We start from the raw sequence: 26,996 nt of genomic DNA, 5'->3' as shown, positions 1-26,996 counted from the left end.
CGCTTACACCTCCAACCGCCATGAAACGCTCCGCATTCCCCACGCTCGCACTTTCCCTCCTCACCACCGCCGCACTCGCCGAAGGCGGTTTCTACGGCGATCCGCCGGACGCCACGCATCCGTGGGCGATTCATGACATGAACCGGCCGCAGCCGATGCGTGTGGAGCCAGGGACGTTCAGTTCGCAAGAGAAGCCGGGTACGCCGCCTTCGGACGCGATCATTCTCTTCGGTGGCAAGGCGGAGGAGATCGAGAAATGGATCTCGGACAAGAATGGCGAACCGACGAAGTGGGTGGTCAAAGAAAGCGTGCTGCAATGCGTGCCGGGCAGCGGCTACGTGCGCACGAAGGAAGAATTCGCCGACTGCCAGCTTCATATCGAATGGAGCGCGCCCAGCAAGGTCGAGGGCAACAGCCAGGGCCGTGGCAACAGCGGCGTCTTCCTCATGGGCCAGGTCGAGGTGCAGGTGCTCGACAATTATAACAACCCCAGCTACCCCGACGGCATGGCTTCATCCATCTACGGCATCAATCCGCCGATGGCGAACCCGCTGCGTGCTCCCGGCGAATGGCAGAGCTACGACATCATCTTCCGCCGCCCGATCTTCAAAGACGGCAAGGAACTCGATCCCGGTTACATCACCGTTTTCGTCAATGGCGTGCTCACGCAGGACCACACGCCGCTCGAAGGCGGCGGCGGGCACATGAAGCGCTCCAAACCCAAGGCATTTCCCGACCAGGGCCCGCTCAAGCTCCAGGACCACGGCAATCCCGTGCGCTATCGCAACATCTGGTATCGCCCGCTGCCGAAGCGTGCCATCGAAGGCGGCGAAGCCAGCCGCATGAGCGAGGCTGCGACCGCCGCGAAGCGTGCGGAGATCGCCAAGAGCATCCGTGAAGACGCCGCGAAGCTCGAAGGTAACGCGAAGATGCTGCGCCTGTTTGAATCCATCTGCTATGAGGCCAATGCCGACGCGCAGGAGTTCGCGCTCGCCGCCGTCACAGACTTCGCCACCGCCATGAAGGCCGTGCCTGCGGACAAGATCGCAGCGCAGAAAGGCGAGATCCTGCACGTCACCAAAGCCCTGCGTTATCTCACTCAGTTCAAATTCGTGCCGCAAGACCTCGCCGCGAAGCAAGATCTCGAAGCCATCATCAAGGCCCAGGACTGGGAGCCGAAGAAGAAGTGAAATGGGGTCCGCACAGTCCGCTGTGCGGAACGAACGCCGCCAGGCAGCCAGAACGCACAAGGGATTGTGCTCACCACTTTATCACCACCATGTCACTCGCCATTCTGCAAAACCTGCGCCCTGAAACTGCTATCGTGCTCGGTTCTGGTCTCGGGGGTGTGGCGGAGGCGTTTGGGGTCGAATGCGAGGTGCCGTATGCCGAAGTGCCCGGTTTGAGTGCTTCCACGGTGCCAGGGCATGCGGGGCGCTTTGTTTTGGCACGTCATCACGACAAGCCCATCCTCATCGCGCAAGGGCGGCGGCATTTGTATGAAGGTCTCAGCGCCGCAGAAGTCACGGCGGGCATTCGCTTCATGCACGAGATCGGCGTGAAGCGGGTCGTGCTCACGAACGCGGCGGGAGCGATCGACGAGCACTTCCACGTCGGCGGTTTGATGCTCATTACCGATCACATCAATCTCCAGGGCACCACGCCGCTGCTCGGCGGGCCGCACTTCCATGACATGAGCGAGGTCTATTCGCGGGCGTGGGCGGAAAAATTCCACGCGGCGGCGGTGGCGATCGGTTTGAAGCTGCACGCGGGCGTGTATGCCGCGCTGCTCGGCCCGCAGTATGAAACGCCTGCCGAAATTCGCATGCTGCGCACGTTGGGTGCGGACGCCGTCGGCATGTCCACCGTGCCCGAGGCGATTCAAGCCCGTGCGCTCGGCATGGAAGTCGCCGGCATCTCCATGCTCACCAACTGGGCCGCCGGTTTGCGCCCGCAAACACTGCATCACGCCGAAGTCGTCGAAGTCGGCAAGACCGCGAGCCTGTATCTGGCGCGGCTGTTGAAGGCGGTGGTGTGAGTTGAATTATTGATCAGGATCCTCGGGTGGCCAAATCATCAGACACCCGTTTGCCACTTCGGGGCGTATCGCTACTCTCGCGCTCCCCATGTCTCGTGTTCCGAAAAAAACTGCCCGTCGCCCAATCTCTGATGACGTCATCCGCATTCGTGGAGCACGGCAGAATAATCTCAAAGGCATCGATCTCGACCTGCCACTCGGTAAGCTGAACGTCATCACAGGCCCGAGTGGTTCGGGAAAATCGTCGCTCGCCTTCGATACAATCTATGCGGAAGGCCAACGGCGGTATGTGGAGACGTTTTCGCCATACACGCGGCAATTTTTCGAGCGCATGGACAAGCCGCAGGTGGATTCGATCGAGGGCATCCCGCCCGCCATCGCCATCGAGCAGGTGAACAACATGCGCAGCACGCGCTCGACCGTCGGCACGATCACGGAGATCAATGATTACCTCAAGATGCTCTTCCCGCGCCTCGCATCGGCGACGTGTCCGTCGTGCAAGCAGCCCGTGAAGCCGGAAACGACGGAGAGTATCCTGCACACGCTGCTGCACGGCCACACAGGCAAGCAGGCGCTGATTCTGTTTCCCGTTCCGGTCCCGAAGGACACGGCGTCGGCCGATTTCGCGGCCTTCCTGCAAGCGCAAGGCTTCGTGCGCATCTGGTTGTATGGCCAGATCGTTCGACTCGATGAAATCACCGAGCGCAAACTGCCAGCGCAGGTGATGGTGGTGCAGGATCGTGTCACGCTCGAAGCAAAACAGCGCGCACGCATCAGCGAGGCGGTTGAGGCAGCGCTGCGTTTTGGCAAGGGCCACGTCACATGCGTGATCGAGCCAAGTGCTCAGTCCTCAGTGCTCAGTTTTCAGTCCAAGCCTGCGCCAAAGAAAACTGAGCACTCAGCACTGAGCACTGAGCACTTGCAGTTCTCCTTCTCCACCGACTGGAGCTGCGCCGACTGCGCCATCACACTCCCAACACCCACACCGGGCCTCTTCAGCTTCAACAGTCCCATCGGCGCGTGTCCGACCTGCCGTGGCTTTGGCCGCACGCTCGGTCTCGACATGGGGAAAGCGATTCCCGATGAATCACTGAGCATCAATCAAGGTCTCGTCCGTCCGTTCCAAGGCAGCACTTATGGCGAGTCGCAGCTCGATCTCGAACGTGCTGCGCGGAAGCGTAGCGTTGATATTCACAAGCCGTTTGAAGATTACAGCGATGCGGATCGCAAGTGGCTCATCGAAGGCACGAATGACGATCCAGAAGTCGCCTACAATCGCGGTGAGTGGTATGGCGTGCGAGGGTTCTTCAAGTGGCAGGAGTCGCGCAGCTACAAGATGCATGTGCGCGTGTTCCTGAGCCGCTACCGCGCCTACACCGAGTGCATGGATTGCGGTGGTGGTCGTTTGAAGAAGGAGGCGCACAGCTTCCGCATCGGCGAGCACACGCTGGCCGATCTGTGGCGTCTGCCGGTGAGCGATCTGCATCCGCTGGTGCAATCCTGGCCGCTCAAAGACGGCGATCACGCCGCCGCGATGCTGCGCGACGAAATCGCCAGCCGCATCAGCTACATGGATCGTGCGGGCCTCGGTTATTTGAATCTGGATCGTCAAACACGCACGTTGAGCGGTGGAGAACTCCAGCGCGTGAATTTGACGACCTGTCTCGGTGCTTCGCTGGTGAACACGCTGTTCGTGCTTGATGAACCAAGCATCGGACTGCATCCGCGCGACATCGGCCGCCTCATCGGCGTCATGGAAGGCCTGCGTGACAAAGGCAACACGCTGCTCGTCGTCGAGCACGAGGAAGCCGTCATGCGCAGCGCCGACAACGTCATCGATATCGGCCCAGGGCGCGGTGACAAAGGTGGTGAGTTGGTTTTTAGCGGGCCGCTTTCGAAGTTGAGTGCCAAAGTGGGTTCTCTGACGGGCGACTACTTGTTTGGGCGGAAGTCGGTGCCCGTGCCTGAAAAGAGGCGGAAAGTGCTCAGTGCTCAGTGCTCAGTTCTTAGTGAAGCGCCAAAGACCAAGAAACTCAAAACTGAGCACTCAGCACTCAGCACTGAGCACTTGAGAATTTTCGGCGCACGCCAAAACAACCTCAAGAAGCTCGATGTGGACATCCCGCTCGGTGTGTTCTGCTGCGTCACGGGCGTGAGCGGCTCCGGCAAATCGACGCTGGTGCATGACGTGCTTTACCGGAACCTGCAAAAGCTGCGGGGCGAGGTCTGCGAGGATGAACCGGGCCGCGTGAGCAAGATCACGGGCCATGAAAACTTGCGTGAGGTCGTGATGGTGGATCAATCACCACTGGCGCGCACGCCGCGCTCCACACCGGCGGTGTTTCTCGGCGCGTTTGATCACATTCGCACGCTGTTCTCCGAAACGGAGGATGCAAAGACACAGGGCATCATGCCGGGCTTCTTCAGTTTCAATTCCGGCGAAGGCCGCTGCGAGCGTTGCGCAGGGAATGGCTACGAGAAGATCGAGATGCAGTTCCTCAGCGATCTCTATGTGACGTGCCCCGAATGCGAAGGCCGTCGCTATCAGCCGCATGCGCTGAAAATCCTGCTGCACGGCAAAAGCATCCACGACGTGCTCGGTTTGACCGCCGAGGAGTCGGTGGCGTGGTTTAGCAGCACGTTGTTTGAGTCTTCAAAGAAAGCCGCGCAGATCGTGGTGCAGCTTCAGATGCTCAACGAGGCCGGACTTGGCTACTTGAAGCTCGGGCAGCCGCTCAACACGCTTTCCGGTGGTGAGGCGCAGCGTTTGAAGCTCATCGGGCATCTCATTGAGAACCCCACGAATCCCAAAGCGAAGCAAGGCTCCGGCAGCCTGCTGCTGCTCGACGAACCGACCACCGGACTGCACTTCGATGACATCGCGCTGCTGGTGAAACTGCTGCAACGCCTCGTCAACGAAGGCCACAGCCTGCTCGTGATCGAGCACAACCTCGAAGTCATCAAATGCGCCGACTGGGTCATTGATCTCGGGCCGGAAGGCGGCGCTGCGGGCGGTGCGCTGGTGATTGCGGGGACGCCGGAGGAAGTGATGGAGTGTGAGGCGTCGCATACCGGGCGGTATCTCAAACAAGTGCTCAGTGCTCAGTGCTCAGTGCTTAGAGAAGAAGCGGCGAGTTACAAGGCGACCTCGAAAGCGAAGACTGAGCACTCAGCACTGAGCACTCAGCACTTAAAGTCCGCCAACACGATCAGCATCCGCGGAGCCAGAGAGCACAACTTGAAGAACATCTCGCTCGACATCCCACGTGATCAATTCGTGGTCGTCACCGGCCTCAGCGGCTCGGGCAAGTCGTCGTTGGCGTTTGATTTGATCTTTGCGGAAGGGCAGCGGCGCTTCCTCGACAGCATGTCGGTGTATGCGCGGACGTTTGTGGAGCAGATGGAGAAGCCGGAGGTCGATCTGATCACGGGCGTGCCGCCGACGGTGGCCATTGAGCAGCGCATCTCGCGTGGCGGCGGCAAATCGACGGTGGCGACGGTGACGGAGTCGTATCACTTCCTGCGCCTGCTGTTTGCGAAGCTGGGTACGCAGTATTGCCCGAAGTGTGCCGTGCCGGTGAAGAAGCAGAGCGTGCAGTCCATTTTGAATGCGGTGATGAAGCAGGCGACCAAAGGGCCGCTGCATCTGCTGGCACCGCTGATCAAGGCGCGTAAAGGATTCCACAACGAGGTGGCGGATCATGCGCAGCGGCATGGCATCGAGACATTGCTCGTCGATGGCGAGTTTCGCGAGACAATGGGCTTCCAACGGTTGGAGCGCTTCAAGGAGCACAACATCGATGCGGTGATCGCGAAGGTCACGAAGGCCGATTCGGATGAGAAATTGCGTCCGCTGGTCGAAGCGGCGATCAAGATGGGCAAGGGCACAATCAAGCTGCGCTTGGCGGATAAATCGATATCGGTGCTGAGCACGGAGATGAGCTGTCCTACGTGCGGTTTGTCGTTTGAGGAGCTTGATCCGCGCCTGTTCAGCTTCAACAGCCCGCATGGCTGGTGCAAAGACTGCCGAGGCTTTGGCGTCGTCGGTCGCAAACTCGATCTGAGCGATCGTCAGCCCGATGTATCGGTGCTGGAGGCCGAGATGGAAGAAGAACGCCGTTTCAACAGCGAAGACGAGGAAGATGCGCCGCGCCAAACCTGCACGAGCTGCCACGGCAGCCGCATCAATGAGATTGGCCGCGCAGTGCAGCTTCAAGGCAGCACAATTCAGGACTTCACCTCGCTCACCGCGGGCGATGCGGGCAAACTGATGGGCAAACTCAAGTTTGCGGGCACGGAGGCGATCATCGCACGCGACATCGTGAAGGAGATCGAGCAGCGGCTCAAATTCATGCAGGAGGTGGGCCTGGGTTATCTCCAGCTCAATCGCAGTGCCGACACGCTCAGCGGCGGCGAGGCGCAGCGCATACGTTTGTCCGCCCAGCTCGGCAGCAATCTGCGCGGTGTGTTGTATGTGCTCGATGAGCCAACCATCGGCCTGCATCCACGCGACAACGAGAAGCTGCTCGACACGCTCTCCGCGCTGCGGGACAAGGGCAACTCGCTGCTCGTCGTCGAGCACGATGACGAAACGATGCGGCGTGCGGACACGATTCTCGATCTCGGGCCGGGCGCGGGCAAATTCGGCGGCGAAGTCATTGCGCAAGGCACGCTGGCGCATCTGCTGAAGAACAAGAAGAGTGTGACGGGCCAGAGCCTGAACAAACCGCTCAAACATCCCTCACGCGGCGAGCGGCGTGCCTTGCCTGCGCTCAAATCGAAAGACGGCTGGCTGCGCGTGACCGGCGCGACGGCGAACAACCTCAAAAACGTCGATGTCGCGATCCCGCTCGTCCGTTTGACCGTGCTCACGGGCGTGAGTGGCAGCGGCAAGAGTTCGCTGATGCATGGCGCTCTGTCGCCAGCGGTGCGCGAGAAGATCAGCAAGTCGAAAGCCAAGATCGTTCACGCATGGAAGAGCATCACGGGCTTTGAGAATTTGCAGACGGTGCATGAGGTCGATCAATCGCCGATTGGGAAGACCAGTCGATCGTGCCCGGCGACGTATGTGGGCATCTGGGATGACATTCGGAAGCTTTTCGCACAGGTGCCGCTCGCCAGAACGCGTGGCTACTCCTCGGGCCGTTTCTCCTTCAACACCGAAGGCGGGCGCTGCGAGACCTGCGGCGGCAATGGCGAGATCAAAGTCGAAATGGCCTTCCTCCCAACGACGCGCGTGCATTGCGAGACCTGCAACGGCCTGCGCTTCAATGCCGCGACGCTCGAAGTCGAGTACAACGGCAAACACATCGGCGAAGTGCTGCGCATGAGCATCAGCGAGTCCGCCGAGTTCTTCGCGCCCGTGCAAAAGATCGCGCGTCCGCTCAAACTGCTCGCCGACACCGGCCTGGGCTATCTCCAGCTCGGCCAGCCCAGCCCCACGCTCAGCGGCGGCGAAGCGCAGCGCATCAAGCTCGTCACCGAACTGCGCAGCGGCGACGGCCGCACCATCAAAGAGCAGCTCAAAGGCATCACCAAGGCCGGGAAGCGCAATCTCTACCTCATCGAAGAGCCCACCATCGGCCTGCACATCCAGGACGTCGCCAAGCTCATCGACGTGCTGCACCGCCTCGTCGATGAAGGCCACACCGTCGTCGTCATCGAGCATCACCCCGACGTCTATGCCGAAGCCGACTTCCTCATCGACATCGGCCCCGAGGCTGGAGCCGAAGGCGGCCGTGTCGTCGCCGCAGGAACGCCCGAGCAGGTGAAGAAGTGCAAGGAGAGCCGGACGGCGCGGTTTTTGTGATTGCGTTGGCTGATCCGTTCGGAAACATTCGGCGACTCATCACCTCATGCGCCATGAAACAGTTCTTCATCCTCTTCATACTCCTACTCAAGACGTTCTCAGCCATGGCACAACAAAATGCCACAGCCGCTCTTCCGGCTGTTCTGGCGTTTGAATTAGCGGAGTATCAGGCAAAGAAGACTGAAGGGATCGACCGGCTCAAAGAACTGGCAAAGTCGCAGCTTCAAGAGGTGCTGAAGGAGCAGATGAAAAGTGGCAAACTCGAAGCCGCCAACGCCATCAACGTGGCCATTGCTTCTTTGCCCATCACTTCACCGGAAAAAGCAACTCCCCCGGAGGGGCTGCCGCCAGCGGCCGTGGCGGTGCTGAAAGAGCATGCGACCAAGGTGTTTGCAGGCATCAGTGGCCTAAACAACCAATTCATCCCGCGACTCGACAAGGTGAAAGTGGACCTGCTCAAGTCTGGTGACCTGCCTGGGGCCAATGCGGCAGACGCCAAGATGCGGGAGTTTCGCGAGGAAGCTGACAAACTGGCTCCCCCCAAGAACCTGTCGGGAGCCAAGCAGGAGGCCGTCGAAGGATTCACAGTAGAAGCTCTTATTGATGGTGGTTCCGAGCTGCACGTCACGAAAGAAGGCATCTACTGGATGGTGCCTGGTAGCGAAGCCAAGCCGGGCCTGCATGAAGGCTCCAATGAGGCCACCTATGTGAACGGTAGCCGCTGGAAGCCCAAGTGGCGTGTGAAAGGAGATCGCGGACCTGATACGAGCGACGTGTATCTTATCAAAACGACGGCACCTAAACTGGTGGCCGAGACGGTGCTCGTTTCCAAGGAGCGATTTGGCAAGCACGAGAACCGCACTCCTGTTGCCAGCACGATCAAAGATGATCACTTTGTGGTGACGATGCGTGATCCTGAAGGAGGATCACGCTGGTACAAAGTTCGAATCAGGTCGGTGCCGTAAATATGCCAGCTTGAACAAAGATGCCTATGAGCCAAGCATAGGCCATGCCTGCTCAAATCATGCCGCATATCTGGCGCGACGCCTCGAACGAGGCGTGGGTCGATGACACCGGCTACAAGGTGGTGATGATCGCGGGCGAGCACCTGGCGCATGGCTGGAGTGCTGAGGCGCTGCATGAGAATCATCCTGACCTCAGCCTGGCGCAGATTCATGCTGCTCTGGCGTGATTCTATGATCATGTGGAAGAGATGGAGAGCCAGATTCAGGAACGTGAGAAGCGGACCGAGGTCATACTGACGAAGCTGGGCAACACGCAACTACAACAGCGCCTCAGCCGGGTGAAAGCGTCGTGAAAACAACAGCCCGGATGTTGCGCGGAATTCCGATTCCGTGACGGCGTGTTCGCGGTATCGGAATACCGCGCTACGGCACGGCTTGCATTCCCCCTGCTCCCACCTTTGGTGCGCGCCTAACTTTGAACTGAAAGACACATCATGGGCGCACAATGGAAACAGAAATGGCGGGAAATGGCCGCGGACCAGAAGGGGAAGATCACGGGGAAGCTGGTGCGGGAAATTCAGGTGGCGGCGAAGCTGGGTGGGCCGCATCCGGAGTACAATGCACGGCTGGCGGCGGCGGTGGCGATCGCGAAGAAGCAGAGTGTGACGCGGGACACCATTGAGCGGGCGATTGCGAAGGGCTCGGGCACGGGACCGGATGCGGTGCAGTATGAGACGACGACTTATGAGGGCTTTACGCCGCACCGGGTGCCGGTGATCGTGGAATGCCTGACGGACAACAACAACCGCACGTCCTCGGACATCAAGGTGCTGTTCCGCGCGGGCAGCATGGGCAAGGTGGCTTGGATGTTTGATCACTGCGGTGTGATCGAAGCGCATCATGCGGACAAGTCGCTGGACATCGAAGTGGCGGCGCTGGAGGCCGAGGCGGACAATGTGGAGCCGATGGAGGTCGAGGATGAAGAAGTGGTGGGACACCTCGGAGCGCGGTTCTTTTGCCAGATGACGAGCCTGGATGCGGTGACGAAGGCGCTGAAAGCGGCTGGCTGGCAGGTGACGACTTCCGAAATGAGCTATGTGCCGAAGGAGTTCCCGGAGTTGACGGATGAGCAGCGCGAGGAGGTGACGGAGTTTTTGCAGACGCTGGATGCGCATGATGATGTGCATCGGGTGTATGCGGCGCTGAAGTAGCGGCTGATGTTATGGATGCCCCCTCACCCGGCCTTTCGCTTCGCGGCTTCGCAGCCCCGAAGATGATGTTTGAGCTAAGAGCTGTTATGGCGGGGAGAGGGGATTTGCGTTGGGTGCGATGCAGCGTTGTGGTTTTGATGACGCTGCTAGTGCCGCTTTGTGGATGTAAAAAGAAGGCTGCTGCAAAGCCGAAGGCGGATGTGCCCGTCGTGGTGATGCCGACGTTGATAACGGAGGCGGCGAAGCTGGGGCTGGCGGGGCGGGTGGCGGGGGATGTGGAATTTTGCGTGAGCAGCGTGCAGTGGAAAAAGCATGCGGAGGCGTTGAAGGCGTCGAACTGGTGGCGGCAGATGATGGCGTTGGTGGAGGACCAGACGCCGGCGACGAGTGGATCGATGAATGTGGCGGTGGATGAGATGTTCATCGCGTTTGGCAAGGAGAGCGTGAAGAGCATCGCACTGCTGCGGCAGTTGAATGATCTGTACAACGAGACGGCGTATCGCGGGATGATGAGCGGCGGTGTGCTGGCGGGTTTGGGGACGAGTTTTGATGCGAAGAGGCTGATGGAGGCGGCGCTGCGTGATCCCGAGGTGCTGGAGGCGCTGATTCTGCTGCTGGAGCGATTTGAGATGCCGCCGGTGATGATCGGCGTGGCATCGCCGACACCGGAGCAGGTGTTGAAGCTGGCAAGTGACCAACTGCATCTGGCCGAATGGCTGGGGGATGCGCCGCAGTCGCGCATCGTGACGACGCAGGGGGAGCAGATCACGGTGCATGAGATCGCGATGGGCACGGTGCTGACGGTGGAACGGCGGCGGGAATGGTTGGCGGCGCTGGTGAAGGCGATGCCAGAGATCACGCCGGAGATGAAGGACCGGATCGCACGCGGGCTGGATGTGCTGGCGCGGAAGAAGTGGGTGCTGGCGCTGGGCTTGGGAAAAGAGCGTGCGTATGTGGCGGTGGCGAAAGCGACAGAGCAGATCCGGCTGGCGAATTCGGTGGAGGATTCGATGCTAGCGCGGCCGGAGATGCGGACGCTGGATGCGGATGCGCTGAAGGGCCTGGGATTGATCGCGTGCTGGGACGGACCGTTTTGGGATGTGCTGCAATCGGATCAGCCGTTTCAGCCGATTGTGCGCGGGTTGTTAGCGGGTTTGCAGTCGGAGAAGATGTTTGCGGGTATGGCGCGGGCGCTGGAGCCTCAGGCGGTGGAACTGGCGGCGGCAGAGCGGGCATTTTTTCATCGCGAGCACACGAGTGGCGCGGCGGTGGCGTGGTGGGACGGTGGTTTGCAGGTGGATTGGGCCGGTGGTAGCGCGAAAGCGAAGATGGAGGCGTTGGCGAAGGCGTCGCAGTTCACGGCGTTGCTGGATGAGCCGGAAGTGGTGTTTGGCATGAGCGGCCATGGTTCGACGACGGGAGCTGGCCGGACGTATTTTGAAGCGTGGATGAAAATGGCACACGCGACGGCAAAGGAGCTGGTCAAGGCGGGCGTGGGTGGAGAGCAGGCAGCGGAGACGCTCAAGCTGGTGGATCAAGCGGTGCTGCCGGGTGTGCTCAGCGTGTATGACGGGACGAAGACGATCTGGCAGAAGGCGCTGGAGAGTGATGGCGCGATTATTCTCGATACCGGTGGGAAGATGCCGCTGCTGCCGGGTTTGCCGCCGGGGGGAGAGGCGGTGCCGCTGCCACGCTTGGCGATGGTGCATGAGATCAAGAACCGTGAGCTGATCGGCGTGTCGTGGCAGAACATGGAGATGGCGTTGCAGAAATTGCTGAAGCAGGTGCCTGCGGCGCAGCCGATCGAGCTGCCGTCGGTGGTGACGAAGCGGAGCGACGATCTGACCAGCTATCTTTATACTCTGCCGTTTGAATCGGAGGACTTGGTGCCGTGTGCTTCGCTGACGGAGAAGTTGTTCATGCTGGGCACGTCACGGACGCAGCAGAATCGATTTGCGGAAAATATAAGGCAGCCGGGTAACGCATTGGTGCCGACGGGGATGCGGGTGAAGGTGAGCTTCACGAAGCTGCGGGAGTTTTTGAAGGCGTTTGCGATGGTGCGTGCGCAGAATGGCGGGGCGGACGGATTGAAGACGACGTTGAAGTGGCTGGAGCCGTGTGGGGTGATGGAGGTGAGGCTGTGGAGTGAGGAAAGGCAGGGCCGGGGGCGTGTGTCGTGGGGGATGCGTGATGTGTTGAGTTATGATTGATGTCAATCGACCAGCGGACGGAACCCCGTTGGGGTTCGCCCTTGGAAAGCCTCTCCCTCTCTGCCAAATCCCAGGGTTGTTCCAACCCTGGGCTGTATGACGGAAGACCGTTGGTCTTCAGGGAATGAAGGAGTCGCTCGTCACTGTTGGGCGATTGGTGATCGCTGGGCCAAACCAAGTGGCGAGTGGTCTGCGACACACTCGCGCTCCATTACTTCGGTGAGACGACCGCAGGTGCGGCCTGGGGTTGCCAGAGGAGTGCGCCGTTTTCGTCTTTGGTGTAGATGACGGGGACGGCTTTGCCTTTGGGGCCGTCGGGGAGAAGGCGGCCGGCTGCGTCGAAGTTGGCGATGCGGGCACCGGTGTAGCGAATCCAGCCCTGCAAGTCACCCGAATCGGGATCGTAGCGATAGACATCGCGCCATTGCTTGGGCGTGGTGAGGCGCGGACTGACGTAGGCGGGGGCGGTGGAGCGTTCGAGGACGTCGGCGAAGAGGACCTGGCTCAGCAGCGTGAGATTGAGGCCGCGCAGCATGTAGCGTTCGCCGAGGGAGAGCTGGTCGGGCGGGGACATGGTGTCGATCTGGCCGGAGGCCTGCTCGACGAGGACGCCCTGCATGATGAGGCGATGGAGTTCGGCACGGACATCGGCGACGGCGGAAGACTTGGGAGACGCTGCGGCGAGGGCGTCGAGTTCGCGCTGGGAGCCGAGGTAGAAGGGATGAAAGCTGGCGATGGTGTGGAGCACTTTTTCGATGGTGTTGCGAACGGTGAACTCGGATTTTTCGTCGATACGTGTCTTCAGAGCGGTGCTGATGGCTTCACCGAGTTTGGAGCGCAGCTTGGCGGCTTCGTCTTTGCGTTTATCATCGCGTTCGGCGGCGGTGAGGGCATCAACCTGCTCTTTGAGAGCGAGATAGTGTTTTTGCAGGCCGCTGCGTTCGGCGGGAGTGAGGATTTGATCGAGGAGACGGCCACGCAGGTTGGTGTCCTTCAAACAGAAGGCGAAGAGAACTTTCACCCAGCGTGAGTCGGTTTCGGAAGTGGGAAGACCGAAGTCGGGGTTGTGGGTTTGATAATGGATTTCGGCAACACGGCCCTGCTCGTCGTAGAAGTGCATCTCGTTGGGCAGCATGTAAAAACTGATGATGGCCGGGGCGCTGATGCTGGCACCGTTGTCGGCAAAGATGCCGATGTCGATGCGATGGCTGCGAATGCCGGTGGCGGCGATGACGGGGGGCTGCCAGCGAACGCGGAGACGCATGACATTGCCGCCGGGTGCGGATTCGATGCGAACGAAGCGCGGATCGCCTTGCAGCACGGTGGCACGCATTTGCAGCGGGGCTTTGACGAGGTTGAGCGTCTTGTCGAAACCGATGAGCAAGCCGTGCTCGGCTTCATTGCCGCGCAGGACACGGGCGATGGAGACGGGTGTGTCGGACAACTGCCAGGGATAAGCGCCGGGCAGTTCGAAGTAGTTTTTACCGGCTTCGATCTTGGTTTCTTCGATGACCTGAAGCAGCACGAGCGGTGGGATTTTCTCGGGCGTCATCTCATGCGCGATGCGCACCATTTTTTCTTCGTCGATCTGAGTACTGTCAAAAACTGGCGGATGAGCTTTGCCAGTGAAGTAGTCCTCAGGAGTTTGAACCATCTTGTTCGAGCGACGAAAGATGGACTGCAGCGTGGGCATGAGCAGTTTTTTCTCGATGAGCAGTTTCTGCGTGTCGGGAGGAAGGGCGGCGGCGGCGGAGAGCAGCGCCTGCAAGAAGGGCTGGTCGGTGTAGGAGGAGCCTTGGGAGATGAGCAAGGCGGGAGTGTTGAGCGGCAGGAGATCGCCGTAACCCCCGCCGATGCCATTGGCACCGATGTCGTGGTCCTGGTGTTCGGGATAGATGAAGAGGTTGTTGGAGAGATACTGCTGCGCGAGGAAGCGGTTGCCGCCGGGGTCCATCATGTAGAGGCGCGGCAGGCAGCCGAGCTGGGTGGCGGCGGAGGCCATGGAGCAGTTGCCCAGCGTGGGCTGGGGGCGCAGTTGTGTGGCGGCACCTTTGTCATTCTCCGCGCCTTTGAAGACTTGCAGCAGCGGATACTGCGCGGTGTTCAGCGGCGAGTGCTGACCGTCGCGATTTTCATAGGTGATGGCCTTGAGTCCAGCAGCGGTGCCATTGATGAACCAGTCGTTGAGCAGCTTGGCGACGTTATCGGTACGCGTGGTGACGGGCTGTGCGGAGATGGTGCCGAGGCCCAGCGTGAGGAACGCAAGGAGGCGCAAAGAGGCCGTGGTCATGATTCGCACATGCCATTGTCACGGGTGACCCGGCACTTCGCAAAAGGAATGTGCTGCGCCGAAGGTTTATCCTTCTTGTGAAACGAGCGGGAAGCGCAGCTTGATCTCGGCGCCTTGATCGGGATTGCCCTGCACGAAAAGCTGGCCGCGCATCTGCTCGGCGAAGACGGCGAGGATTTTGAGGCCGAGACCGGCACCTTCGCCAGGATGAAACTCGGGTGGCAGGCCGATACCGTCGTCACTGATGATGAGTTCACCACTGGACTGAGTGTAGTTCAGCGTGGCGGTGATCTGTCCCCGGCGACCATGCGGATAGGCGTGTTCGAGGCAGTTGGAGAGCGCCTCATTGAGCGTGAGGGCGAGTGGCATGAGCCATTCCTGCTGGATGGGGCCTTCCTGGATTTCCAAACGCACGCTGATTTGTTCCGCAGGCAGTTGGTAGCACTCACGCAGATGCGCGACGAGATCGCGCGTGAAGTCGCTGAAGGTGTCGCCTTTCCCGAGAGCGACCTGATAGAGATGCTGATGCAACGCGGCGATGGCACGCACGCGACTCTGGCTGGAGCGCAGGGCGTCACGCGCGTCCTGATCGCTCACGCCATTGATCTGCATGTTCAGCAGGCTGGAGATGATCTGGAGATGATTCTTGATGCGGTGATGCGTCTCGGTGAGCAGGAGTTTTTCACGCTCGAGATCGACGACGGGCCAGCGCTGGCTGGAGGGCGAAACCACCTGGAAGGCGAGTGGCACAGCGGCTTTCAAAGCGACGGGCTGCGTTAGCTGGACCTGGGGTGACGCGAACTGCTGAGCCGCGTGCGAGGTGAGTTCAAAGCCGCCGTCATCGAGCATGCGAGCACTGATTTTCACGGCACCGCGTTTGCCGTTGCCGCCGTAGAATGGCCGTTCAATGGCGTTTTGCGGATCAGCGGCCTGCTGAGCGAGATCGGCAAAGAACCCGGTGGAGTCTGACGGACGGAAGAACTGATGCAACGGACGACCGATGGCGGTGGTGGCATCAAGGTCGAAGATTTGCTGCGCCAACTCGGGCCAGGTGCGGACGCGGCCATTCGCATCGGTGGTGAGCAAGGTGGCTTGCGTTTGCTGTGTGATGGCTGATGACGTGGCGATGCTTGGCGCAACCGGCAAAACGGAAGGCGATGCGGCAACGATTTCGGGTGCTGTGACCTCTTGGAGATAATGAATCGTGCAATGCGTTTCGCCCTGTGCATCAGGCACGGTGGCGAGGTGCAGAATGGCATTGGAGAAGGAGCCATCGACGCGTTTGATGCGAACGCCGAGCGCTTCTGCCTGCCTGCCGCTGGTTTGCAAGCCACGCAGGGCATCGCGCCGGGCGGTAGCGCTGTCGGGATCGAGCCAAGCATCGAGCGGATAGCGGCGCAGCTCGGACTTGGCCTGGCCGAGCAGCGATTCAGCATGCTGATTGACCTCAAAGATGACGCCGGTCTTGTCGGTGAGGACAATGGCGATAGGACTGCCCTGCAACAGCGTGCGCAGCTTGGCCTCCATGCTGCGGAGCTGCTCTTCATGCCGGGTGTGCTCGGTGGCGTCCTGTATGCTGACGAGCAAGCCGCCGCCGGGCAGTGCGATGGGGTGAAACTCGAGTTCTTTGAGCAGGCCATCCGCCGTGGCGAGTGACACGGTGCGCGTGAGCTGACGACGCCAAACGCTCTCACGCCAGGCGAGCGTGACCTGCTCGCGATGCTCGACGGTGGGGCAGGCATGTGCGAGCCAGCTTTCGACGGTTTGGTCTTTTTCGAGCGGACGACCGAGCAGCTTAGCGAGGCGTTCGTTTTGAAACACCGGGGCACCACGTTCATCCAGAACGAAGACGCCGCAGGGAACACCTTCGAGATAAGTGCGCAGACGGATTTCGCGTTTGCCAAAAGCGTGTTGTGCCTCGGCGAGGGTGCGCAGTTCCTGACGGGCGCGTGAAAGCTCGTCTTCCATGCGCTGCATGACGGCGTCAGTCGCAGGTGTAGAAACCGCAACGGGAGCCGCTGCGGGAACCGGCGCGGGCATTTGAAAGGTCGCTCGCGTCACGGTTTCGGCCGCTGCCTGCGGTGGAAGCCCCATGAGCATGAACCGACGCGGAGAATCACTGGAGCCTTTGTGTGCTAGAGAAGAAACGAGCCAGCGCGAAGGTGAGGCATGGTCGGCAGAAGAATTTGGCCGCGTGGTGATGCAACCGGGCGCTTTATCTTCACCCGCAGCAACTTTGGCGAGTGTTTCGAGCGTTTGCTGACGCAGGGCGGTGAAATCGCGGCCTTCGCCAAAGATTTCCCAGAAGCTGGTCGTGCCTTCCTGAATGCCTTTGTCCAGTGTGAGATGTGCGGCGGCGACATTGGCGCGTTGGATCACGCCTTGAGCATCCAGCACGAGCATGGGCATGGTGCAGTCGAGCAGATCTGGCGTTTTGGTTGTCGTCTGGAGGCCTTCTTTGTCGTCCGAAGGGGAGGTGGTTTCGGGCTCGTTCTCCGCAGCAGCCTGTGGTGAAGTGAACTTCTCACAGGTGACCATCAGGCCACCCACAGTGGCATCACGCTTCTTGCGCCAAGGACGAACCTCCCAGCGATAGACCAGATGGCGGCCGTCTGGTCCGCTGAAGGCGTCGTGCTCGCTACGAACGATGTGTCCCTGCAACGCACGTTCATAGACCTGTCTCCAGCCAGGATGCAGACCGGGAAATATCTCATACTGGCTCCTGCCAACGAGGGGCTGCACCTGCTGCAAACCGAATTCATGAATCCACTGCCGGTTGGCAAGCATGTAGCGCATGGCACGGTCAAACATAGCCATCGCCACCGGGGCGTTTTCCACCAGGACACCGAGCACCAGTTCCATGTCTTCAGATTCGGTTTTAGACGATTCGTGAGTGGAGTTAGAGGCAAATTGAGATGCGGATGCTCCCGTGCGCGGAGGCCGGGAGTCCTCACCATATTTTTCCAGCGGCGATGTCTGCACCTTGGGTTGAATTACGTTTTTGAGCACAGATGAAGACATCGCGGGAAATATTTGAGAAGTTTTAAAAATTAGCCTCTCTCAAGTTCTCAACAAGGTGAAAATACGAAGATTTGCGACTCAATTCAGCAATAAACACACCGCGTGGCAAGCTTCATCGTCACATAAGTTTTCTGACTTTCACTCACGATGATATGGCTCTCCGCGCATAATGGTGTAGGCACGATAAATCTGCTCCACCAGCACGACGAGAGCAATGTCGTGCTGCATGGTCAGTGTCGAAAGTGACCAGCATGTTTTTGCATGAGCGCGGAAATGCTCCGAATGACCCTCTGCGCCACCGATCACGATACAAATGCGTTTACGACTGGAAATTTCTTCGTGTTCGATCCATTTGGCCAATTCAAGACTGCGCAGTTGTTTGCCGCGTTCGTCGAGCAAGACGCAATGAGCGTCGCCGCAGGCGGTTGCAATCTGGCTCTCCACCTGTGACAACGGCGCTTCTTTGATCACCACATGTTCAAAGCGGGCGTAGTGCTGGAGCCGTTTCCAATACAACCCCACAGCATCCTTCACCCACGGGTGGCCGGGCTTTCCTACTGTGATGATGCGCCATTGCATACAAACAGTGAGAGCGCGTCCAAGAAGAATAAACAAGATCAGTCTTGATTTATGAAATTTTTAGTGGTGTTTACTTTTGTTTCGCAGCATTACCATCCTTGTTGTTGCATAATTTAAAAAGATCGTTAAATTGAGAATGCTAATTCAAAAATTAACCGCAACGCCCATGTCACAAGCATCCTACTCCACGGTTCGTCTCACCGCAGCCAGCCTTGCGGCTTGCCTGCTGGCTTCTTGCGCTGTCCCTCCGCGTCACGCATGGCAGCAAATCCAATCCCAGGGTCTGATCTCCTATTACATGTCGAAAGACTCTGGACCGCTGGGTTCTTCTAGCTCGCAGACGCTGGCACAGAATACCGCAGCGACTCAAACACCGACGACCGCCGTCGTTGGCCCTGAGCGTCCTTCTACGCCGCCGCCATCCATGCTGAATGCATCCACGATGCCCGTCGCTCAAGCGGTGCCTGACCTTCCGGGTTATGTGCGCACTCCGTTCACCAATCCTCCCCGTCTCGTCGATGTTCGCGGCATGTCCGCAGGTGCCAAGGTGGTCTGCCCTTACACCCAGCGTCCTTTCCTTGTGCCAGGCAGTGTGACGGCCTCAAATCTGGCTTCTACACCAGCTCCAGCTCGTACCAAGACGCCTGTGGCTCCGGAACGCCCACGCACCGCACCAGTCGCTCCGAACAGCACTGTCGCTGCGATGAACAATGCCACGCCATCCACTCCGCCTGCGACCACTCCTGCTCCTAGCACTGCGGCTGAACTGCCATATGGCGCTCCCATTGCTGGACGCCCAGGATTCGTGAACAGCCCGTTTGCAGCCAAACATCAGCTCGTGGACGTTACGGGTCTGCCCGTCGGCATGGAAGTCAAATGCCCCTACACCGGCAAGCTCTTCCGTGTGCCGCCGCAGTAACGCACGCTCTCGTCAGCACTGCTGATCATCAGTCTTGGCCCCGTCTGGAATAAATTCCAGACGGGGCTTTTCATTTCTTGCTCAACGGTTCCGTGATTTGCCTTCGTGTCACAACATGCCATGATGGCGTGCGATGGATTCCCCCTCCAGCCTGCTGACCCTTCCGGGTCGCACCTTTCTTCACTTTCTGACCTACCTCGGTCAGCTTGCCGCACTGATGCGCGAGTTGATGCTCGCCGTGCGATCACGGGTGTGGCGGTTGCGGCTCGTGGCACAGCAGATCGTCGCCATTGGCTACGGCTCACAAGCTGTGGTCATCGTGACAGGTGCCTTCACCGGTGCGGTCTTCACCTTTCAAAGCTACGCGAAGTTCAAAGAATTTGGCTTTGAAACGACCGTCGGTGCCGTCGTTTCCGTGGCCCTGTGCCGTGAACTCGGCCCGGTCCTGGCCGGTTTGATGGTCGCAGGTCGCGTCGGCGCGGCGATGGCCGCCGACATCGGCACCATGAAAGTCACCGAGCAGGTCGATGCCCTGCGCGTCATGGGCGTGCATCCGGTTGATTACCTCGTGCTGCCACGCTTCCTGGCCATGATGATCTCCATGCCCTTTCTCGTGGCGGAAAGCGTCTCCTTCGGCCTGATCGCCTCCTACATGGTGACGAGCTTCGGCTATGACATGCCCGCCTCGTGGTATCTGACACACATGATTGACCACACCAACATGGAGGACCTTTCCATCGGCATGATCAAAGGTTTCGTCTTCGGCATGCTCATCACCCTGATCTCGTGCCATCAGGGTTTGGCAGCGGAAAATGGCGCCGTCGGCGTCGGTTTAGGAACCACACGTGCGGTGGTCATCTCCTCGCTCGTCCTGCTCATCGTTAATTTCTTTCTCTCCATCCTGCTCAACTACGTCTTCCCCATCGGGACCGTCTAGCCATGGCTGCATCACCCACCGCCAGCACGAAGCCACCTGCCGCGCCAAACGGCACCGCCGAGGTGTTCATCGAACTGCGGGATCTCCACAAACGCTTTGGCGAACAGGAGATCCTTTGTGGCATCGACCTCAAGCTCTACCACGGTGAAACACTCTGCATCATCGGCCCCAGCGGCGAAGGCAAGACGGTGACGATGAAGCACATCATCGGCCTCATACGACCGGATGTCGGCGATGTCTTCGTGGCAGGCATGCATGTGAACCGCCTGGGCGAACGCGAGATGGCCCCCATCCGGCAGAAGGTCAGCATGCTGTTCCAAGGTGCCGCGCTCTTTGACCGCATGACCGTGGAGGAAAACGTCGCCTTCCCGTTGTGGGAAAGCGGCGTGCGTGACCGCAAGGAAATAAAGCGACGCGTACTTGAGGCCCTGGAGGCCGTCGATCTCGCCGAGCACCTGGATAAATACCCCACCAGCCTCTCCGGCGGCATGCGCAAGCGCACCGGCATCGCCCGCGCCATCATCTGCCGCAGCGAGTGCATCCTCTACGACGAGCCGAACTCCGGCCTCGACCCCATCGGCTCCGACATCATCGACCAGATGATCCTGCGCATGCAGCGCCGCTTCGGCGTCACCTCCATCATCGTCACACACGACATGCGCAGCATCTTCAAGATCGCCAACCGCGTCGCCATGCTCTACCGCGGCAAAATTCACTTCCTCGGCACTCCTGACGAGCTGCGCGCCTCACCCGATCCCATTGTGCAAAATTTCATCAACGGCCGTTCCGACGTCACCGGCTAATCCCACGTTTTTCCACCTTCCTCATCCCTACCATGATCGACAGCGACAAAAAAACCGAAATGCTCGTCGGACTCTTCCTGTTCGTCGGGCTGCTCCTGCTCGGCGGCCTCATCCTCCAGTTCGGCCGCGTACGCGAAGTCTTCAAAGACACCTATCACCTGCACGTCGCCTTCGCGAACGCCTCCGGCATCAAGGAAGGCTCCCCCGTCTTCCTTGGCGGCTCCCGCGTCGGCAAGGTGGACAAGAAACCTGCCCTCAACGCCACCTTCACCGGCGTCATCATCGATCTTGAACTCTTTAAAGACGTAAAGATCCCCGCTGATGCCACCTTCGCCATCGGCTCCGCCGGTCTCATGGGCGATGCGCTCGTCGAAATCAAACCCAGCGGCAAAGAGACCGATGTCTTCCTGCCACACGACTATGATAAAGTCATCGAAGGCGAAAAAGCCGGCGGACTCAACGACCTCCAAAGCACCGCCAAGGCCGTCGGCGAAAAAGTCGATGTCGTGCTCGATGAAGTCAAAATCGCCCTCAAGGACATCAAAGAAGCCATGAGCAAGGTGAACAAAGATGCGCTCTCCGACGCCACCATCCATAATTTCTCCGAAGGCATGGAGCACCTCCATAGCACCCTCAAACGGGTCGATGACAAGGTGCTCGGGGAAGAAAATGCCCTGACCCTCAAGACCACGCTCGCTGAACTCAAGGATGCTGCCACCAGCTTCAAAAGTGCCTCCAAAAGCATCGAGGAATCCAGCAAAAAACTCGATCCTATCATCGCCAAAACCGACAAGGCCATGAGCACCGCCGAAGAATCACTGCAATCCATCAAAAAAGCCGCTGACAGCTTCGCCGCCGCCGCCGCCAACATCTCATCGGGCAAAGGCCTGCTGGGCGCCCTCATGAACGACCCGCAGATGAAGAACGATTTCCGCGACCTGATTTACAACTTCAAAGTCAACGGCCCGCTGTGGTACAAGAACACGGCGGAAAAACAGCGTGCCGAAGAATTGAAAAAACAGCAGGAGTCCACGACTCCGCCAAAACGCGGCATCTTCGGCAGATAAGCCTCGCTCCTCGCTTGGCTACCGCCGCAGCGCCGCAATCAGCTCATCCAGCTTGGTCGCGATGGACTGCACCTCCGCCTGCGTCGGCGGGTCGCTCACCAGCAGGTTCAATAAGCAAGAAAGGGTCAGGGGGTCGATTGTTGACAGAAATGAACCCACGCGCCAACCAATGGCATGGGTCCGTGCCAACTCATTTGAGATCGAGCTTGCGCTGGATGACATCGAAGGCGCGGCGCTGAGCACGCTCCTTGGCTATTCGACCACGGAAGTCCCAAAGCTCAGGCGGATGAACCGCCGGTTTGGATTACCGCTGGCGAGCGGGTCACGAGCGCGCAGGGTTTGCACCGGGCCATCGGTGATGACTTCCAGGGTTACAGAATTCCAGCTCCCCAGATTGTCGGTGGACTCGGCACCATAAGTCACGTCCGGCAGATCTTTGGGCCGGGTGAAAATCAGCGTCAGGCCGTTGGCATCGCGGGTGGGTAACAATGCGGGGGTCCGGCTCAGAGGATCCATTCCAAGGGCGTATTCGGCCATGTTTTTCAAGCCGTCGCCATCGGGATCGGCATCATCGGCGGCTAGGCCGGCGGTGATCTGCCCGGCGGAGAAGTGCTGCGTGCGCCAGCCGGTGGCGGACTGGCCCGTGATGGTCAGTGTTCCCGTCCCCGTGCCGCTGTAATTCGCATCGTTGATGCTGACGGCAACCGCATAGCTGCCATGACTCGTGGGGGCGGTGGCTGAACCGCCATAGGTGATGTTCACCGTGAGTCCCGGCGGCGTGGTGGTGGCCGAAACGGGCTTCGGGCTGCCATCATAGGCTTGCAGCAGCCCGTTCAGGGTGATGGCGGCGGTGGCTTTGGCAATGACGAGCGTGTCTGCGGACGAACCTGCATAATTGATGTCGCTGATAGTGCCCATCACAGTGTAGCTGCCTGCGTTCGTGGGTGCCGTGGCCGATGTGTCGTAGGTGAAGGTCACGGTGAGACCAGGAGGCGTGGTCGTGGCTGATGCAGGCTTCGGATTGCCGTTGAACGTCTGTGCGAGGCTGCCGAGAGTGACGCTGGCGGCAGCTTTGGCGATCGCCAGGGTGCCGGTGGCGGTGCCTTGGTAGTTTGCGTCATTGATGCTGGCGGCGACGGCATAACTGCCTGCAGTCGTCGGTGCCGTGGACGAACTGTCGTACGTCAAGTTCACGGCGAGACTGCTAGGCGTGGTAGAGGCCGTGGCCGCGTGCGGACTGCCGTCATAGGTTGCCGACAGGCTACCGAGGGAGAGGGAGGCAGTCGCCTTCGAAATCACCAGCGTGCCGTTGGCCGTGCCTGCGTAGTTCGTGTCGTTGATGGTGCCCACAACGGCGTAACTTCCTGCAGTCGTCGGCGGAGTAGCGAAACCGCCATAGGAGTAGGTGACGTTGAGGTTAGAGGGCGTGGTCGTGCTCGTGGCCGCTTTGGCCGTGCCATCGTAGGTTTGTGCGAGACTGCCCAGCGTCACGGTGGCGGTCGCCTTGGCGATTACGAGGTCTTGAGGAGTGCTGGTTCCTGCATAGTTGTTGTCCACAATGGTGCCAATGACCTCGTAGGTACCCGCGTTCGTGGGTGGCGTGCTTGAGCCGTTGTACGTGAAGGTCACGGTTTTGCCGGACGGCGTCGTTGTCGCCGTGGCTACACGCGCTGTGCCATCATAGGTTTGCGCGAGACTGCCTAGCGTTACAGTGGTGGTCGCTTTGGTGACTACGAGGTCTTGAGGCGTGCTGGTTCCTGCATAGTTGCTATCCACAATGGTGCCAATGACCTCGTAGGTGCCTGCGTTCGTCGGCGGTGTGCTCAAACCATTGTAAGTGAAGGTAACCGTTTTGCCGGATGGCGTCGTTGTCGCCGTGGCTACACGCGCTGTGCCATCATAGGTTTGCGCGAGACTGCCTAGCGTTACAGTGGCGGCCGCTTTGGCGACTACGAGGTCTTGAGGCGTGCTGGTTCCTGCATAGTTGCTGTCCACAATGGTGCCAATGACCTCGTAGGTACCTGCGTTCGTCGGCGGTGTACTCGACCCATTGTAGGTGAAGGCGACGGTTTTCCCCGCAGGCGTTGTCGTTGCCGTGGCAACACGCGCTGTGCCATCATAGGACTGCGACAGACTACCCAGCGTCACGCTGGCTGCGGCTTTGGCGATCGTTATGCTGAAATTTTGCGAGTTAGTGCTGACACTGTTAGTGGCGGTCACGGTGCCGGTAAAAGTGCCCGCAGTCGTGGCGGTGCCGGAAATAACGCCGGTGCTGCTCAGGCTCAGCCCGGGAGGCAAGGCGCCTGCGGTAACCGAAAAGGTCGGCACAGGAAAACCGGAGGCGGTGTAGTTGAAATTGTAAGCCGCGTCCACCGTGCCGCTCGCACTGGGCGGGGTGCTGGTGATGAGCGGTGCCTGACCCACCGTCACCGTAAACGTCTGGGAAACCGTGTTCCCATCCAGATCCGTCGCAGTCATCGTCACGTTGCTCTGCCCGATGGAGCCACCATTGATCTGCAGGCTGCTGCTGCTGATACCGCTGCCGTCCACCGTTGTGCTGATGCTGGCGCTGACGGCGGTGGAATTCGTGTTGCCAGTGATGGCGTAAGTGATCAAAGGCACATTCTTGGTGGCGGACGTAATGGAAACCATCTTGGTCGTGTCCATCACCGTGCTGGCGCTCGTGAGCGGCCAATCGGTCAGGGAAGTGTTGGAGACACCCCCGACGTTGACCAAGGAATCGACGGTCGGTAATGCAGCGATGGCCTCTGCCACAGCTATGCCATTGCCGGCGACGCGGGCGAAAGCCGTGAAGCCACCGTTCTGGCCGTCAAGAATGGCGCTGTTATCAGCGAGGTTGACGAAGAACTGATTTGTCGCGCTGTTCGGATCGCCGCCGAGTTTGGCCATGGCCACCGTGCCGCGGGAATTGGAGTTGACCGGTTCGTTGGTGGGCGAAGGCGAAGTGGTGATCGAGGAGAAGTTATTCGGTGCCGATTGGACTTTGAAGGCACCGCCTTGGACGATGAAGCCCGGAATGGAGCGGTGGAAGAGTGCGCCATCGTATTTGTTGGTCGTGTCTGAGACGCCGAAGTTTCGCACGTAGCTGAGGAAATTGGCCACCGTTTGCGGTGTCGCGCTCTGGGTCGATGTCGTCGTGTCATAGAGGATGAAGTCCATGGTGCCCTGGTTGGTGACCAGCCGCGCGGCAGAGGTGGTATCGGGGTCGGTGAACTTGTCTGCCAGAGGAACGGAGACATTACCCCCGGCTGTCGTGACTTGGGCAGGTATGGAAGTGGCGACCACGGGCGGCAGCACGACGCGCAGTGTCAAGGTGGTGCTGGCAGTCGCGCCGCTGGCGAAAGTTGCGGTCATGGGGCAGTTGAAAACCCCGGTCACCGTCGGGGTGCCAGTGATCTGACCGGTGGTGCTGCTGAAAGTGAGTCCCGTGGGCAGCCCGGTGATGTTCCAAGAGTTGCGAGAAGAAAGGGCGGTGACCACCGCCTGGTAGGTCAAGGGCTGGTTGTAGGCGATCTGCTTGTAGGTGGCGCTGGTGAAGCCGTCCTTGGTGGACCTGGTCACCACCGACGAGAATGCCGAGTTGCTGATAGCGATGCCGTTATTAAAAATGGCGCGGACTTTGAAATCATAGGACTGGCCCGGGCTGAGGCTGGACTGTCCCGGACCGAAGCCGCCCAAGGTGATGCTGGTGGCATTGGCGCTGGGGGTGCCGAGCTTCTTGAAATTATTCGCAGACGCCGGGCTGTACTGGATTTCATAGCCGGTCTCAGCACTGGAATTGTCAGTCCAGGTGAACAAGACAGACGAGTCGTTTTGCACCGTGGCCGTGAGACCCGTGGGAGCATTGAACAGCGTGGTGGCGCTGGCCACCGTGGAGTAGCCTGTGTAAGTTCTTGGCGTACCCTCTTTGTATGTTCTCAAACGAACTCGGTAGCCTGACTGCCCAGGGGACAAACCCGTGATGTTGATTGATTTTTGCTGGTAAAACAAAACGTCTGCGAGCTTTGTGTAATTCGCCCCGCCATTCGTGCTGAGCTCCAACTCATCACCGTCTTCGGTTGTTGCATTGTCGGTCCAGGTGACATTGATCACCGTTTCGCTCACGGCGGTGGCGGTAACCGCCGATGGCACGTTAAAGGCATCCGCCGGGATGGTGACCAACGTCGTGTTTGTTGGCGCAGATGCTCCGCTACCGTTTTGAGCAGTCACTTGAAAGTATATATCCGTACCGTTTGCCAAAGCCGTAATCCCGGGAAGCACGACGCCCGCACTACCAGTTCCAGTGGACGCAGATGCAGTATATAACGGTGAAAAACCTCCACTAGGTCCGATCCGATAGCTGATCACAAAGGAAGTCTCGTCGGTGGAATTATCCGTCCATAACCATGCATAGGTGTGGCTCGAGGCTTGCTTGGTGATAAAAGTGGTCAGGCTCGTCGGCGCATTCGGTGCCGCCAGGGCAGCGCTGGTAAAGGCCAATGCAAAGAGGCTGAAGAAAAACGTGCGAACACTCATGCGGGCGGAAGAACTGGAGCACATAAGGCGGGTTGAATCGAAACGGGAAAAGCGGCGAGGGTGGGTGCGCCCTAAACGCCCGTCAATCAAAGAAGTAGCGAGGAAGAGCGGTTCTAAGACACGCCAGTGCCAGTTCTGTTCAGCAGCCTTGGCCCACCTCGGATCAATCCCTCATGCCAGTGCCGCATGCAGGACGGTCTCGTTCTCGCCATGGCGGCATTCGGCACGGATCAGCGTACGCAGACGATTTCTGGCACGATGCAGCGCCGTGCGCAGCGCGCCGCTTTGCGGACGCTCGGCACGAGCGCCCTCGATCACGTTGTTTTCCAGGCAGCCCCACACATCGCCGCGCCCTTGGGCATGCAGTTCCACACTCATGCAGTTCAATGCACGGTCGATCACGCTTCTGGCCCAGTTGCGGTCGAGTTCGCGGTCAGGTGTCGCCTGCGAGTCCGCCACGTCGATGTTCTCACCATTCTCATCGCTCAGAGCCTGTCCGTTAAAACTTCATAATCACTAGTTTTGAGACGCCAGATGGCGAGCGCTATGGCCGATCATTGCCAGATAAACGAAGGCTTCGTGGTGGCGTGCGTTGCGCTCGTGGTCACGCA

The 26,996-nt window shown here is 59.6% G+C and carries 16 protein-coding genes; 11 read left to right on the top strand and 5 right to left on the bottom strand.

Annotated elements, in window-relative coordinates:
* Positions 1-20: 20 nt before the first annotated feature.
* From ACKVY0_RS29860 to ACKVY0_RS29830, 7 genes are all read left to right on the top strand, one after another.
* Positions 21-1,190 carry a DUF1080 domain-containing protein gene (locus ACKVY0_RS29860; RefSeq protein WP_409218544.1) on the top strand — a complete coding sequence of 390 codons (1,170 nt, stop codon included), beginning with the start codon at positions 21-23 and terminating at the stop codon, positions 1,188-1,190.
* Positions 1,191-1,279: 89 nt separating this feature from the next.
* Positions 1,280-2,038: a purine-nucleoside phosphorylase gene (locus tag ACKVY0_RS29855; RefSeq protein ID WP_409218543.1), complete on the top strand. Its 759-nt coding sequence runs from the start codon at positions 1,280-1,282 to the stop codon at positions 2,036-2,038.
* An 88-nt stretch (positions 2,039-2,126) separates the two neighbouring features.
* A complete protein-coding gene (gene uvrA / locus ACKVY0_RS29850; RefSeq protein ID WP_409218542.1) occupies positions 2,127-7,847 on the top strand; it encodes an excinuclease ABC subunit UvrA in 5,721 nt (1,906 codons plus the stop codon).
* Complete coding sequence (locus ACKVY0_RS29845) at positions 7,814-8,812, top strand: hypothetical protein (RefSeq protein WP_409218541.1); 999 nt, start codon at positions 7,814-7,816, stop codon at positions 8,810-8,812. The genes uvrA and ACKVY0_RS29845 overlap by 34 nt, the downstream gene beginning before the upstream one ends.
* Before the next feature lie 44 nt (positions 8,813-8,856).
* Positions 8,857-9,039, top strand: coding sequence for a DUF433 domain-containing protein (locus tag ACKVY0_RS29840; protein WP_409218540.1), 183 nt, complete (start codon positions 8,857-8,859; stop codon positions 9,037-9,039).
* 267 nt (positions 9,040-9,306) lie between these two features.
* Positions 9,307-10,023: a YebC/PmpR family DNA-binding transcriptional regulator gene (locus ACKVY0_RS29835; protein ID WP_409218539.1), complete on the top strand. Its 717-nt coding sequence runs from the start codon at positions 9,307-9,309 to the stop codon at positions 10,021-10,023.
* Positions 10,024-10,160: 137 nt separating this feature from the next.
* Positions 10,161-12,233, top strand: coding sequence for a hypothetical protein (locus tag ACKVY0_RS29830; RefSeq protein WP_409218538.1), 2,073 nt, complete (start codon positions 10,161-10,163; stop codon positions 12,231-12,233).
* 211 nt (positions 12,234-12,444) lie between these two features.
* Here ACKVY0_RS29830 and ACKVY0_RS29825 read toward each other — a convergent pair whose 3' ends face one another.
* The 3 genes from ACKVY0_RS29825 to ACKVY0_RS29815 all read right to left on the bottom strand — a co-directional run bounded on the left by ACKVY0_RS29825 (position 12,445) and on the right by ACKVY0_RS29815 (position 18,123).
* Positions 12,445-14,523 (bottom strand): hypothetical protein, encoded by a 2,079-nt coding sequence (locus ACKVY0_RS29825; protein ID WP_409218537.1) that lies wholly within the window; start codon positions 14,521-14,523, stop codon positions 12,445-12,447.
* A 66-nt stretch (positions 14,524-14,589) separates the two neighbouring features.
* Positions 14,590-17,385: a PAS domain S-box protein gene (locus ACKVY0_RS29820; protein ID WP_409218536.1), complete on the bottom strand. Its 2,796-nt coding sequence runs from the start codon at positions 17,383-17,385 to the stop codon at positions 14,590-14,592.
* Between the two features lie 297 nt (positions 17,386-17,682).
* Positions 17,683-18,123, bottom strand: coding sequence for a 23S rRNA (pseudouridine(1915)-N(3))-methyltransferase RlmH (locus ACKVY0_RS29815; RefSeq protein ID WP_409218535.1), 441 nt, complete (start codon positions 18,121-18,123; stop codon positions 17,683-17,685).
* A gap of 298 nt (positions 18,124-18,421) precedes the next feature.
* Between ACKVY0_RS29815 and ACKVY0_RS29810 the strand changes: the two genes are divergently transcribed.
* The 4 genes from ACKVY0_RS29810 to ACKVY0_RS29795 all read left to right on the top strand — a co-directional run bounded on the left by ACKVY0_RS29810 (position 18,422) and on the right by ACKVY0_RS29795 (position 21,849).
* Positions 18,422-19,042: a hypothetical protein gene (locus ACKVY0_RS29810; RefSeq protein ID WP_409218534.1), complete on the top strand. Its 621-nt coding sequence runs from the start codon at positions 18,422-18,424 to the stop codon at positions 19,040-19,042.
* Between the two features lie 133 nt (positions 19,043-19,175).
* Positions 19,176-19,979, top strand: coding sequence for an MlaE family ABC transporter permease (locus ACKVY0_RS29805; protein ID WP_409218533.1), 804 nt, complete (start codon positions 19,176-19,178; stop codon positions 19,977-19,979).
* A 2-nt stretch (positions 19,980-19,981) separates the two neighbouring features.
* Positions 19,982-20,782 (top strand): ABC transporter ATP-binding protein, encoded by an 801-nt coding sequence (locus ACKVY0_RS29800; protein WP_409218532.1) that lies wholly within the window; start codon positions 19,982-19,984, stop codon positions 20,780-20,782.
* Positions 20,783-20,814: 32 nt separating this feature from the next.
* Positions 20,815-21,849, top strand: coding sequence for an MlaD family protein (locus ACKVY0_RS29795; protein WP_409218531.1), 1,035 nt, complete (start codon positions 20,815-20,817; stop codon positions 21,847-21,849).
* 252 nt (positions 21,850-22,101) lie between these two features.
* Here ACKVY0_RS29795 and ACKVY0_RS29790 read toward each other — a convergent pair whose 3' ends face one another.
* A complete protein-coding gene (locus tag ACKVY0_RS29790; RefSeq protein ID WP_409218530.1) occupies positions 22,102-26,031 on the bottom strand; it encodes an MBG domain-containing protein in 3,930 nt (1,309 codons plus the stop codon).
* A gap of 525 nt (positions 26,032-26,556) precedes the next feature.
* Positions 26,557-26,844, bottom strand: coding sequence for a hypothetical protein (locus tag ACKVY0_RS29785; protein WP_409218529.1), 288 nt, complete (start codon positions 26,842-26,844; stop codon positions 26,557-26,559).
* Positions 26,845-26,996 lie beyond the last annotated feature (152 nt).

The organism is Prosthecobacter sp., assembly GCF_046154365.1.
Classification (GTDB): Bacteria; Verrucomicrobiota; Verrucomicrobiia; order Verrucomicrobiales; family Verrucomicrobiaceae; genus Prosthecobacter.
This window is presented reverse-complemented; position numbering and strand designations above follow the sequence as displayed.